The sequence below is a fragment of the Mycobacterium sp. genome, from assembly GCF_965230835.1.
In the GTDB taxonomy this organism is placed as follows: Bacteria; Actinomycetota; Actinomycetes; order Mycobacteriales; family Mycobacteriaceae; genus Mycobacterium.
Window position 1 is genome coordinate 3,182,122 of the sequence record NZ_CBDDLW010000002.1, and the last position, 12,992, is coordinate 3,195,113.

The following is a 12,992-nucleotide window of genomic DNA, read 5'->3' on the forward strand; positions in this document are numbered from 1 at the left end:
TCTACGCCAAACTCTTTGCCATAGCCGCAGACCTTGCGCACCCGGCTACCAGCCCGCGTTCCATATCGACAGGTACGTTGACAGAGTGGGTGTGGCGCAGGTCTGGCCTCCGGGCGAGGTCGACGGTCCGCGGGTGAAGCTGACCAGGGCCGACAAAGTGCTGTATCCGGCGACTGGGACCACCAAAGCCGACGTCTTCGACTATTACACCCGCATCGCCGAGGTGATGGTCCCGCACGTTGCGGGTCGTCCGGCTACACGCAAGCGCTGGCCCAACGGCGTCGACCAAGCGTCATTCTTCGAAAAGCAGCTGGCTTCGTCAGCGCCGGCCTGGCTGCCGCGGGCAGGTCTTGAGCACCGGTCCGGCCGGATTGTCTATCCGATCATCGACAGCGCGACCGCACTGGCCTGGATCGCGCAACAGGCAGCACTGGAAGTGCATGTGCCGCAGTGGCGTTTGGTCGCTGACCCCCAAACCGGTGTTCTAAGAACGGGGCAGGCTACGCGGTTGGTGTTCGACTTGGACCCAGGTGACGGCGTGACGATGGTCCAGCTGGTCGAGGTAGCGCGCGCTGTGCGGGATCTGATCGTCGACATCGGGTTGACCGTTTATCCGGTGACCAGTGGTAGCAAGGGGCTGCATCTCTATTCACCGCTGGAGGAACCAGTGAGTCCGGAGGGCGCCGCACTGCTGGCTCGACGCGTCGCACAGCAACTGGAAAAGACGATGCCCGCGTTGGTCACGTCGACTATGGCCAAGAGGCTACGGGCTGGGAAGGTGTTATTGGACTGGAGCCAGAACACCAGATCGAAGACCACCGTTGCGCCATATTCGCTGCGGGGACGCGAGCATCCGACGGTCGCAGCGCCACGTACCTGGGAGGAGCTCGACGACCCTACGCTCGACCAGCTCAGCTACGGCGAGGTGCTGGCCCGAGTCGCCCGCGATGGCGATCTGCTCGCGCCGCTCGATGCCGTGGACGCCGGTGTGCCGGACCGGCTGACCAAGTATCGCAGCATGCGCGACAGGTCCAAGACGCCCGAGCCGGTACCTTCGGCTAGACCAGCAACACCAGCTGGTGGCCATGACGCTACGTTTGTCATTCAAGAGCACCATGCGCGCCGGCTGCATTACGACTTCCGGCTAGAACGCGACGGTGTGCTTGTTTCGTGGGCGGTGCCGAAGAACTTGCCGGGCACCGCATCGGTGAACCATCTGGCGGTACGCACCGAGGACCATCCACTGGAATACGCCACTTTCGAGGGCGAGATCCCCCGCGGGGAATACGGTGCCGGCACCGTGACGGTTTGGGACTCCGGAACCTACGACACCGAGAAGTTCCGCGACGACGAAATCATCGTCTACCTGCGCGGCACCCGCGTTTCCGGGCGCTATGCGTTGATTCGAACCAACCACGATCAGTGGCTGGTGCACCGCATGAAGGACCAAAAGGTCTTCGAGTTCGACACGCTGGCCCCCATGCTCGCGACACATGGTTCGGTGGCGGTTCTGAAAGCGGACAAATGGGCGTTCGAGGGCAAGTGGGACGGCTTTCGGCTGCTGGTCGAAGCAAACCGAGGGACTATGAGGCTCCGGTCGCGCAGCGGACGCGATGTCAGCGATGAATATCCGTGGCTGCAATCGCTAGCGGCTGATCTCGTTGATCATCATGTCGTGCTCGACGGCGAGGCCGTTGCGCTCGACCAGTCCGGCGTGCCTAATTTCAGCGAGATGCAGAACCGCGGTCCCAACGCCCGCCTGGATTTCTGGGCGTTCGACCTACTCTATTTGGATGGCCGTTCGCTGCTCCGGGCGAGCTACCGAGACCGCCGCGCTTTGTTGGAAACTCTCAGTCGCGCAAGCGAACTCGTCGTTCCTGGGTTGCTGGCCGGCGACGGAGAACAAGCGCTTGAGTGCTCGCGCGAACGCGGATGGGAGGGTGTGGTCGCCAAAAGACGCGACTCAACTTATCAGCCGGGTCGGCGCTCTGCGTCGTGGGTCAAAGACAAACACTGGCACACCCAGGAAGTCGTCATTGGCGGCTGGCGAGCCGGTGCGGGTAGGCGAAGCGGCGGTATCGGCGCGCTGTTGTTGGGCATCCCCGGCCCCGGCGGGTTACGTTTCGTCGGTCGGGTCGGCACTGGATTCACCGAACATGACCGAGCCAGCCTCGCGACGACACTGAACCTGTTGCGTTCCGACGAATCCCCGTTCGTTAGCTCGCTTTCCGGTCGCGACGCGGAGGGTGTGACGTTCGTGAGTCCGACGTTGGTGGGCGAAGTGCGCTACAGCGAATGGACCCCGGACAATCGACTGCGCCAACCGAGTTGGCGCGGACTGCGATCGGATAAGCAAGCTAGTGAGGTGGAGTGCGAATGAAGTGGGTGACGTATCGAAGTGTCGATTCTGGCCCGAATCAGAGCTCAGCGGGCGAACGGGTCGGAGTGCTCTCCGGTGACGTGATCCATGCGATGCCGCCGGGCGTGGTCCTCCTCGACTTGATCAATCGCGGTGCTGACGGTCTGCGCGAAGCCGGAGCGAAGGCACTGCGGTCGCCGGCCGCCGTGGTTGACCTCGAAGAGGTGTCGCTGGCGCCGCCTATCCCGCGTCCTCCATCGATCCGTGACTCATCGTGTTTTCTCGACCACATGCGCAACTGCCAGGAAGCGACGGGGGGAGGTCGGGTGCTGGTCGACACCTGGTACCGCGTCCCGGCGTTCTATTTCGCGTGTCCATCAACTGTGTTGGGCCCCTACGACGTTGCGCCAATGGCACCCGGAAGTGCTTGGCAAGATTTTGAATTGGAGGTCGCGGCCGTGATAGGTGCCGGCGACCGGGAGCTCAAGGACCTGTCGGTGGAGCAGGCTGAACAGGCGATCATCGGCTACACGATATTCAACGATTGGTCTGCCCGTGACCTGCAGCGGCTTGATGGCCAGTTGCGCATCGGCCAAGCCAAGGGCAAAGACAGTGGAGTCACGTTGGGGCCGTATCTAGTTACACCTGACGAGCTGGAGTCGTGCCGTCGTGACGGCAAGCTGTGTCTGCAGGTGACGGCGTTGGTCAACGACACCGTGATCGGTTCGGGCTCGACCGGATCGATGGATTGGAGTTTCGGCGAGGTCATCTCCTATGCATCGCGGGGAGTGACGTTGTACCCCGGCGATGTTTTCGGTTCCGGGACGGTGCCTACCTGCACCCTCATTGAGCACCTGAGGGAACCGAGTTCCTTCCCGGGGTGGTTGCAAGACGGCGACGTGGTCACCCTCAAGGTAGAGGTCCTAGGGCAGACGCGTCAGACGGTACGCGCGACCCCGCCGCCATATCCCTTAGCTCCTCGGGCTAATCCGGACGCCGCGCCTGGGGCGGCCCGGGTCAACCCGGCGCCGGCGCAGGTGCCTTACACCCGCGGACTCCACGACATCGCAGACCGGGTGTGGGCGTGGACATTGCCGGACGGTGGATACGGCTGGAGCAATGCAGGGCTGGTCGCGGGAGATGGCGCGTCGCTCCTGGTCGACACCCTGTTCGACTTAGCGCTGACCCGTGAGATGCTGGCCGCGATGCGGCCGATCACCGATCGGGCACCCATTACTGACGCGCTCATCACGCACTCCAATGGTGACCACATGTACGGCAACCAATTGCTGGATCGTTCGGTGCGGGTGATCGCGGCCCAGGGCACCGCCGATGAGATCGCCGGCGAGACTGCAGCCGACCGGCTGCGGATGATCCAGACCGTCGACCTCGGGCCAATCGCCACAAAGTTCGTCCGAGACCGTTTCGGGCACTTCGACTTCAGCGGTATCAAGCTGCGCAACGCGGATCAGGCATTTGATCGCGAACTCACCATCGATGTCGGCGGTAGGCGAGTTGATCTATTGAACCTCGGACCAGCTCACACCGCCGCTGATTCGATTGTCCATGTTCCAGACGCCGGGGTGCTATTCGCCGGGGATCTGTTGTTTATCGGTTGCACACCGATTGTCTGGGCGGGCCCGATCGCTAACTGGATCGCGGCGTGCGACACGATGATCGCATTGGATGCGCCCACAGTGGTTCCCGGTCATGGTCCGGTCACCGATCCAGATGGAATCCGTTCTGTGCGAGGCTACTTCGTTCACGTCGCCGAGCAAGCCGAGGCCGCATACCGCAAAGGTCTGTCCTTTGTGGAGGCTGCCGAGACTATCGATCTCGGTGAATACGCCACCTGGCTAGACGCCGAACGAATCGTCGTCAATGTTTATCAGCGTTATCGCGAACTCGACCCGGACATGCCGCGACCGGAGCCTATGGCGCTGTTAGTCATGCAAGCCGAATGGTTGGCGCGTCGGCAGTCTTGAAAAGAGGGCCCTCGAAGGGGCGCGCCTTGTGCAGGACTCAGACTTTCGCGATCACCTTGTTGGCGAACTTCTCGAGGTGACGAATCTTGGTGTGCAGTGGCTCAGGGTCGGATCCCATGATGTAGGGGTTTCGGAAACCTACGATCACGTCTGTAACGCCCTTTTCCTCGAGTCGCTTGATGCCATCGACGGTGTAGCTGTCCAGCGAGATCACGTGAATCTCGAATGGCTCACTTTTACCCTCTTCCTGGCGAAACTGCTGCACCCGGGTGATCAGCCGGTCAAGCTCCGCCGGGTCGCCGCCGCCGTGCATCCAGCCGTCCGCGCGCGCAGCGCGGCGCAGTGCGGCGTCGGCGTGACCACCGACCAGGATCGGAATGGGCTTAGTGGGTGCCGGGGTCATCTTCGTCTTGGCAATGTCGTAGAACTTGCCGTGGAACTCGAAGTAGTCGCCGGTTGTAAGGCCCTTCACGATCTCTATGCATTCGTCGATTCGCTTGCCGCGCTTAGCGAATGGGACACCCATTAGGTCGTAGTCCTCTGGCCATGGGCTGGTTCCCACGCCCAGGCCAACCCGGTTGCCGATCAGCGCCGCGAGTGACCCCGCCTGCTTGGCTACCAGGGCAGGCGGCCGCACGGGCAGCTTAAGGACGAAGAAGTTGAACCGCAGCGTCGTTGTCACGGCGCCCAGCGCTGCCGCCAAAATGAAAGTCTCGATGATTTCCTTATCTTCCAGGAATTCGCGGTTGCCGTCGGGTGTGTATGGGTACTTCGCGTCGGACTCGAACGGATAAGCGAGGCTGTCGGCAATTGTCATGCTGCTGTAGCCAGCCGCTTCAGCAGCCTTAGCCAGCGGGATGTAGAACGCTGGGTCGGTCATGGCCTCCGCATAGCTGAACCGCACGCTATCCCTACTTTCTTCGAAGGGGTCTTCCTTCGACACTAGAACGTGTTCTATCGGTACCGGGGACAGGGGCCCGGTGGGGCAGTGGGCGGCTTCGATGGCTCATTCCGGATGGCCGCCGCTTTAGAGCTGGTTTTCGGGCCCGATGATCGCCCAGACCGTCTTGCCGGATGAGGTGGGCGTGCTGCCCCACGCGCGCGACAACGCGGCGACGATGGCAAGTCCTGACACGTCGATCCCGTTCGGTGGGGCCGCTTCCCGCACGGCGGGGGCATTGCTGGTGTCTGACACCGAGATGGCTGCGGTCGTTCCGTCGCTCTCGATCCGCACCACCGGGTCGCTGCTCGTGTGTTTGAGAACGTTTTCCACCAGCACATTGACGATTACCAGTGCGACCGGGACAAGCCGGGGTCGTGACCAGGTGGTGAGCCACTCGCGGGTGAGTTTGCGTGCTTCACGCAGGCTGTTCAGGTTAGCGGGCAGCTGCGCGCAGGCCCGGTGGATATTGCGACGTGTGAGCCGAGCGATGGCTTTGGTCGCGCGTTTCTCACTGGCATACACCGGCATGAACCGCGTCACCCCCGCGCGGGTGATCGCAGCTCGGCTGGCCCGATTGGCGCAGATGAGCGCGATTGGAACGTTCGGCTGGATATCGGCCTGCCAGTATGCGGCTATGAAGACCGACCACGTAGCTTCCGTTGGGACCTGAAGCGCGGTGACGTCGACGACGACGGCGTACGGCTCGCCGAGTGTTGCCTTGGTGATGCTGTCACGAAATTCTGCGGAATTGCCGGTGTTGAGCACACCGTCAGCGGCCAGCACGACCGTCGAGCGTTCGACTCGGGTGGTAATCGCTAGGCTGCTTGGCGATTTCGCTAGCGCGCTCACCGGAATCAGTCCGTTCCGTCGGCGATGGATGCCCCGGCGTCGCGTTGGCGAGCACGTCCCGGCCGAAGCGCCGCCACTGCCCGCGCGGTCGCATGACGAGGCGACCGCGTGCACCGGCCGTCCAGTTCCATACCATCACCCGGTTTCATGGCCTGCTCCTCGAACTCCGGCTCGGTCAGTTGCTCGCGGATGCCGCCCGCATTGGCGGCAAATACTCCTATCGCCCGCTGGTGCTCCAGTTATGTGTACATCCCGTGGTATCTGGTATGGCCAGCAGGTGTGTGGCAACTGTTCGACCGGTCGCCGTTTCAGATGGTCGTCGCGTCAGGGGCCTAACGTTGGTGCGCATTTCGGCAGTGCTCTCGCCGGCCGCCGGACTGTGCTGTCGACGCAGCACCGAGTTGCGCCCGAAGACGTTAGCGCTCAGTACGCCGGTGATACGGTGGGGCGCCCACGCCGGCGACCGACCGTGCGCCCAACGGCGTTCGTTCGAGGATGCGAATCGGTGCGCTGCGCTCGCCGACTGTCAGTGTCGCTGTGTGTTCCCGCCGCAGCGCGTCTTCGGGTAGATGATCGAAAACGGTCCCTTGCCAGTGGTAGTTGCCGTCAATGGGGTCCAGGTGTCCGGCCAGTCGTACCCGAACACGGCGGCGGCTTCCGGCCCATATCAGCGTCGCAACGCCGTCGTAGATGTCGTCGTTGACGGTATCGGACGACAGGTCGAATGCCTCAGATACTCGAGCGACCGGATCAAACAACACCGGTTGGAGTTGGGTGCGTTCGTTGAACACGTGCTGGCTGCTGCGGCGTACCTCGATCCGGGTGGCGGCGGTGTGCTTGATCAGGTCTAAGAACTCGACGACGTATCGCGCCTGCGATCCGCTATTGGGTCCAGCGACGAAGAAGTAGTTGGGAAAGCCGTGCACGGCGAGGCCAAGGAAGGGTTCCATGCCGTTGTGCCAGGCCTGACGGATGGTCAGGCCACGGGTGCCGACGAGTGCACGGTCAGGGAGGTGATCGGGGATCGTGAAACCCGTCCCGTAGATGATGGCGTCCGCGCGGTGATTGACACCGTCGCGGGTACGGATCCCCGACGAGGTAACCGCCTCGATCGCCGACCGCACCAGCGCTGGTCGTGGTCGCTCTCGCCGAGTGCGGCGGCGCAGCCAGCGTTTGGCGCGGGTGGTTGGCAGGGGTAGCTCGGTCACCAGCCGGCGCGGCGGGTGGGCGAAGACGGCGACTGATGTCGCCTCTTCGGCCAGTCCGGCCAGCTGGTGGGCGGACGTGGCATCGCCGCCGACCACCGCGACGCGTTTGCCGGCTGGATCGAAATTGGGGTTCCAGGCCGCTGCGTGAAATGATTCTCCGCGGAAGTCGGCGCGACCGGCGACATCGGGTATCCAAGGGATGTGCGCAGGTTGGTGGGTTGCTACGACGACGTGGCTGCGGACGGTCTGTCCGTCGGTCGTGCCTAGCGCCCAGGTATCCGTGTCGTCGTCGAACACAGCGCTGACGACTTCGCAGCCCAAGCGTAGGAACCCCCCAAACTGGGGTGGGGGTGTTTTACGCGTCTTCTCCAAGATCAGCAGGTCGGTCATGTCGGCGGCCAGCAGCCTGGTCCCGGTTTCGATGCCGGCGGCACCCAGGCCGATGATGACGGCGCGGTGCCGGGCGTGCGCCCGGCCGGACGGTTTGGTCACAAAAATCTGCTGCGTTTCCAGCCGCGGCGCGCCAGCGGGCCCATGAGGCCGATTTCGGTTAGGAACGCCGCCAGTGGCGCGAATCCGGTCAGCTGCATTTCGTGTCGGTGCGTACTGGTGCGCGCGGTCTTGCGGGCCTGCTTTACGTCCAGACCCGTGCGCGCGTACGGGATCGAGTGGCTGAAAAGGTAGCGGAAGAAGTATCCACCGAGCCCATTGATGTTCGCGATGAACCATCGGTTGAAACGCGGCATCTCCGTGACTCGTTTCCGCAGGCCGTCGCGTGCGAACTGAATGTGGCGTGCCTCCTCGGTGACATGGATGCGCATGAGACGCCGGATTATCGGTTGCAATTGAGGGTCATCCATCATCTGCCGTTGCAGCGAATCGAAGATTTCCTCGCCGACCAATGCGGCCACCCATAGCATCGAACCTCGTTGGAACACCAGCGGCAGAGCATTGATGAGCATCCGCTGATACAGCTGGGGGCGGACCGGCTTGGCGCCGATACGCTCGATAGCTTTTCCGAACATGACCATGTGGCGCGTCTCATCGCCCATTTCGGTCAATGCGTAGTGGGTCGCCCGGGTTGTTGGATTGGCGTGCATCAGCGTGCGCAATAGCGATTGGTTGAGCAGGTTCTCGAACCAGATGCCCGCCGAGAGTGTGTTGACCAATTCTTGCCGGGACAGCTCGATTTGTTGCTCGCGGGTCATCGCATCCCACATTGGGCTGCCATATAACGACACCAGTTTGGGTGGCAGATAGAATTTGTCTGGGTCCAGTGGAGCATCCCAGTCGATGTCGACAATGGGCTCGTATGATTTCTTGACCGAGCCCCGCAGCAAACGCTCAGAGAACTCTTCGCGACCTGGCCCATCTGGTTTCACCGCAGTAGTCATCGTTGGTGTCCCTTCATCAGGCGCTTCGGCGGGCAGGGAGGCCGCGGGCGATATGCAATACCCATGGTATCGGGTACCTGTGGTCCTGGAGGAAATTTGAGACGTCAAATTTGGCGGTCGCGCTTGACCCTGCTTGATGTTGCGGTCGACGTGTCCGCTCGGGAGGAAGTGCGGTGAGTCGTCATATTCACGTCATCGGTATCGGTGCTGGAGATCCCGATTACCTGACTGTCCAGGCGATTGACGCACTCAATGACACCCAGGTCTTCTTCGCAATGGACAAAGGGGAGGCGAAGAGTGACTTGGTGGCGTTGCGGCGGAAGATCTGCGCTCGGTTTATCCGTGGGCGTGGCTATCGATTCGTCGAGCTGTCCGATCCGCGACGGTCGACCGACGTTGGCTGTCGGGAGGCCTACAAAGAATCGGTGTCGGAGTGGCATGCCGCACGCGCTCAGGTTTGGGCGGCGGCCATTGCCGCCGAACTCGGGCCTGATGGCGTGGGCGCCTTCCTGGCTTGGGGTGATCCGTCGTTGTATGACAGTACGCTGCGCATTCTCGATGCCGTAGCGGCTCAGGTCGATATCAGCTATGACGTTATTCCGGGTGTCACCGCGGTGCAGGCGCTGACGGCGCGGCACCGCATCCCGCTCAACGATGTGGGCGCACCTGTTCTCATCACCACGGGCAGACAGCTGCGGACGCATGGGCTAACGGGCTCGGCGGTGGTCATGCTTGACGCTGATTGCTCGTTTCTGGCCTGCCCGCCTGACACCCGGATCTGGTGGGGTGCATATCTCGGTACCGAGGATGAGCTACTGATGGCGGGCACTGTCGCTGAGGTCGGGGAGCGTATCGCGGCGTTGCGTGGCGAAGCGCGGGCACGGCACGGCTGGATTATGGATACATATCTCCTGCGCCGGTGTCATGAATAGGGCGGTGATGTGATGCGACTAAGGATTTGGTTAATAAGCCAAATTGGCTGCTAAGCCGCGATAACATTGGTAACTAGTCAATTTGTGTCGAAGCTCAACGGGTGGGTCGGGGCCGTCGCGAATTGGCCGGAGGTTCCATATGTCGTGGGTGAACGCGGCGCCCGATAATGTGGCGGCTGCGGCCAACGATTTGGCGGGTATTGGTTCGGCGATTGGTGAGGCGAACGCGGCTGCGGCGGCTCCGACGATGGGTGTGTTGCCCGCGGGTGCGGATGGGGTGTCGGCGGCGGTGGCGGCGTTGTTTGATACCCATGCTCAGGCGTATCAGGCGTTGAGTGCTCAGGCGGCATTGTTTCATCAGCAGTTTGTGCAGCTGATGAATGCGGGTGCGGGTGCTTATTCGGGCGCGGAGGCCGCGAACGCGGTGCCGATGCAACAGGTTGACGGTTTTAGCGGTGGTTCTGCGCAGGCTTTTGGTGGGGGTTCGTTGTTTGGTGGCGGCACCGGTGCGGCTGCTGGCGCTGGGGTGGGCGGTGGTGATGGTGGTTCGGGGACGGGCCTTGTTGCCGCCGATGGGTCGGCGGGGCTGTGGGGTAGCGGTGCTGTCGGTGGTGTGACTGGTGCTGCTGGCGCGGTGGGTACTGCTGGTGCGGTTGGTACTGCTGGCGCGGTTGGTGCTGTCGGTGGTGTCGGCGGTCTCGGTGGTGCCGGTGGGTTGTTGTATGGGCTCGGTGGGTTCGGCGGGCATAGCGGCAACGGCGGCAATGGTGGGGTGGCCGGCGCCAACGGCGGTGCTGGTGGTGTTGGTGGTATGGGTGGAGCCACCGGCCTGCTTTTTGGTGTCGGTGGGGTTGGTGGCCAGAGCGGTAACGGTGGTGATGCGACCGGGTCGGCTGCGGCGGGCAGTGGTCTTGGTGGGGTTGTGGGCTCTGTCGGCGGTGGTGGCCTTGGCGGCCATAGTGGGTGGTTGTATAGCAACGGGGGGGAAGCCGGTAGCGGTGGCACGTTGCTAAGCGGCGCCGGAACCGCCGCTCAAGGCGGCGACTTTGCTGCTTTGGCCGGCAATGGGGGTGAATTGGGCCTGTTCGGCAACGGCGGAACAGGACTTAACGACAATCTTGGGGCAGGCCAGCAGGGCAGCAGGACACCGGGAAGCTGACGTTTGCTGGTGTTGCGCGCGACGGTGTCGGCGGCTTCCGTAGGAACTTCGCTCGGTCTCCTGGCGCTATGGGGCCGGCATAGTACGGCGGTGCGGCATTTTCTCTCGGGTGTTCTTTAGCGGGTTGGTCTTCTCGGACGGATCTGCACGAAAGTGCCAGAAGGTACGTCGAGTCCGCGTACGCTCCGTTCATGCTCGTTGTATCGAGTAGCGGTTACCGAAGAATTTCTCCATGTCGTGGGTGAACGCGGCGCCCGATAATGTGGCGGCTGCGGCCAACGATTTGGCGGGTATTGGTTCGGCGATTGGTGAGGCGAACGCGGCTGCGGCGGCTCCGACGATGGGTGTGTTGCCCGCGGGTGCAGATGGGGTGTCGGCGGCGGTGGCGGCGTTGTTTGATACCCATGCTCAGGCGTATCAGGCGTTGAGTGCTCAGGCGGCATTGTTTCATCAGCAGTTTGTGCAGCTGATGAATGCGGGTGCGGGTGCTTATTCGGGCGCGGAGGCCGCGAACGCGGTGCCGATGCAACAGGTTGACGGTTTTAGCGGTGGTTCTGCGCAGGCTTTTGGTGGGGGTTCGTTGTTTGGTGGCGGCACCGGTGCGGCTGCTGGCGCTGGGGTGGGCGGTGGTGATGGTGGTTCGGGGACGGGCCTTGTTGCCGCCGATGGGTCGGCGGGGCTGTGGGGTAGCGGTGCTGTCGGTGGTGTGACTGGTGCTGCTGGCGCGGTGGGTACTGCTGGTGCGGTTGGTACTGCTGGCGCGGTTGGTGCTGTCGGTGGTGTCGGCGGTCTCGGTGGTGCCGGTGGGTTGTTGTATGGGCTCGGTGGGTTCGGCGGGCATAGCGGCAACGGCGGCAATGGTGGGGTGGCCGGCGCCAACGGCGGTGCTGGTGGTGTTGGTGGTATGGGTGGAGCCACCGGCCTGCTTTTTGGTGTCGGTGGGGTTGGTGGCCAGAGCGGTAACGGTGGTGATGCGACCGGGTCGGCTGCGGCGGGCAGTGGTCTTGGTGGGGTTGTGGGCTCTGTCGGCGGTGGTGGCCTTGGCGGCCATAGTGGGTGGTTGTATAGCAACGGGGGGGAAGCCGGTAGCGGTGGCACTTTGCTAAGCGGCGCCGGAACCGCCGCCGGCGCCGTCCAGGGCGAAACGGGCAGCTTCGGCGGAACCCGGCTCGACCGGGTCGGTACCGCCGGACAGGCATAGCGCGCCCTCGGCCGCAACAGGGACACTGAACGGGTGCCCGAACTCCCCGAGGTTGAAGCGCTGGTTGACCACTTGCGCCGCCACGCCGTCGGTACGACCATCGGTCGCGTCGATATCGTGGCCCTGTCGGTGCTGAAAACCTTCGACCCGCCGATCGACGCTCTGCACAGCCAGGTGGTAACGGCGGTCGAGCGGTGGGGAAAGTACCTGGGGCTGCGTGTTGGCAAACTAGTGCTGGTCGCACACCTGTCACGTGCGGGCTGGTTGCGGTGGTCTGACAGGCTGGCGGCGGCTCCATTGCGACCAGGCAAGGGCCCGATTGCGTTGCGCATTCACCTGGGCACACCGGGCAGCTCCCCGGGCTTCGACCTGACCGAAGCCGGAACCCAGAAGCGGCTGGCAGTGTGGCTGGTTGACGACCCTAAGCAAGTACCGGGAATTGGGGCGCTCGGTCCAGACGCACTCGACGTCGACGCTGAAGACCTAGCCGGGCTCCTGTCCGGCAACACTGGCCGGATCAAGACCGCGATCACTGACCAGAAGGTGATCGCTGGTATCGGCAACGCCTACAGCGATGAGATCCTGCATGCCGCCAGAATTTCGCCGTTCGCCACAGCCGGCAAGTTGTCGGACGAACAACTCACCGCTCTGCACGAGTCGATGATGTCGGTGCTGTCCGACGCGGTTAGTCGCTCGGTCGGCCAGCGGGCGGCCACGCTCAAGGGGGAGAAGCGCGCCGGATTGCGGGTGCACGCACGTACCGGGTTGCCGTGCCCGGTGTGCGCGGACATCGTGCGTGAAGTGTCGTTCGCGGACAAGTCGTTTCAATACTGCGCGACATGCCAGACCGGCGGCAAGGTGTTGGCCGACCGGCGCATGTCGCGTTTGCTCAAGTAGTCGCGCCTGGGTGTTCGATCTCCGACTCGCTGGTCGTGAAGCTGGCAGCTACGCCCAAACAACTA

General features: G+C 63.2%; 10 protein-coding genes and 1 pseudogene. 7 read left to right on the plus strand and 4 right to left on the minus strand.

Annotation, left to right across the window (positions count from 1 at the left end; genetic code table 11):
• Positions 1-85: 85 nt before the first annotated feature.
• The gene (locus ACO07W_RS15070; protein ID WP_421844358.1) at positions 86-2,380 is read left to right on the plus strand and encodes an ATP-dependent DNA ligase; all 2,295 of its coding nucleotides are present in this window, start codon (positions 86-88) and stop codon (positions 2,378-2,380) included.
• Positions 2,377-4,344 carry a fumarylacetoacetate hydrolase family protein gene (locus ACO07W_RS15075; protein WP_421844360.1) on the plus strand — a complete coding sequence of 656 codons (1,968 nt, stop codon included), beginning with the start codon at positions 2,377-2,379 and terminating at the stop codon, positions 4,342-4,344. Before ACO07W_RS15070 ends, ACO07W_RS15075 begins: the two co-directional genes overlap by 4 nt.
• A gap of 37 nt (positions 4,345-4,381) precedes the next feature.
• Here ACO07W_RS15075 and ACO07W_RS15080 read toward each other — a convergent pair whose 3' ends face one another.
• From ACO07W_RS15080 to ACO07W_RS15095, 4 genes are all read right to left on the minus strand, one after another.
• Positions 4,382-5,248 carry an LLM class flavin-dependent oxidoreductase gene (locus tag ACO07W_RS15080; protein WP_421846027.1) on the minus strand — a complete coding sequence of 289 codons (867 nt, stop codon included), beginning with the start codon at positions 5,246-5,248 and terminating at the stop codon, positions 4,382-4,384.
• A 123-nt stretch (positions 5,249-5,371) separates the two neighbouring features.
• Entirely contained in the window at positions 5,372-6,136 is a 765-nt protein-coding gene (locus tag ACO07W_RS15085) for an STAS domain-containing protein (protein WP_421844362.1), read from the minus strand.
• A 416-nt stretch (positions 6,137-6,552) separates the two neighbouring features.
• Complete coding sequence (locus tag ACO07W_RS15090; RefSeq protein ID WP_421844364.1) at positions 6,553-7,836, minus strand: DUF4873 domain-containing protein; 1,284 nt, start codon at positions 7,834-7,836, stop codon at positions 6,553-6,555.
• Positions 7,833-8,738, minus strand: coding sequence for an AurF N-oxygenase family protein (locus ACO07W_RS15095; protein WP_421844366.1), 906 nt, complete (start codon positions 8,736-8,738; stop codon positions 7,833-7,835). Before ACO07W_RS15095 ends, ACO07W_RS15090 begins: the two co-directional genes overlap by 4 nt.
• 173 nt (positions 8,739-8,911) lie before the next feature.
• Between ACO07W_RS15095 and cobF the strand changes: the two genes are divergently transcribed.
• The 5 genes and pseudogenes from cobF to ACO07W_RS15120 all read left to right on the plus strand — a co-directional run bounded on the left by cobF (position 8,912) and on the right by ACO07W_RS15120 (position 12,927).
• Positions 8,912-9,670, plus strand: a complete 759-nt coding sequence (gene cobF / locus ACO07W_RS15100) for a precorrin-6A synthase (deacetylating) (RefSeq protein WP_421844368.1) — start codon at positions 8,912-8,914, stop codon at positions 9,668-9,670.
• A gap of 139 nt (positions 9,671-9,809) precedes the next feature.
• A complete protein-coding gene (locus tag ACO07W_RS15105; protein WP_421844370.1) occupies positions 9,810-10,829 on the plus strand; it encodes a PE family protein in 1,020 nt (339 codons plus the stop codon).
• Between the two features lie 232 nt (positions 10,830-11,061).
• The gene (locus ACO07W_RS15110) at positions 11,062-12,030 is read left to right on the plus strand and encodes a PE family protein (protein WP_421844372.1); all 969 of its coding nucleotides are present in this window, start codon (positions 11,062-11,064) and stop codon (positions 12,028-12,030) included.
• Between the two features lie 33 nt (positions 12,031-12,063).
• Positions 12,064-12,306, plus strand: a pseudogene (locus ACO07W_RS15115) (DNA-formamidopyrimidine glycosylase family protein); the annotation flags it as partial.
• Positions 12,307-12,468: 162 nt separating this feature from the next.
• On the plus strand, positions 12,469-12,927 hold the full coding sequence (locus ACO07W_RS15120; protein ID WP_421846028.1) for a zinc finger domain-containing protein: 459 nt from the start codon (positions 12,469-12,471) through the stop codon (positions 12,925-12,927).
• The last annotated feature ends 65 nt before the right edge of the window (positions 12,928-12,992 follow it).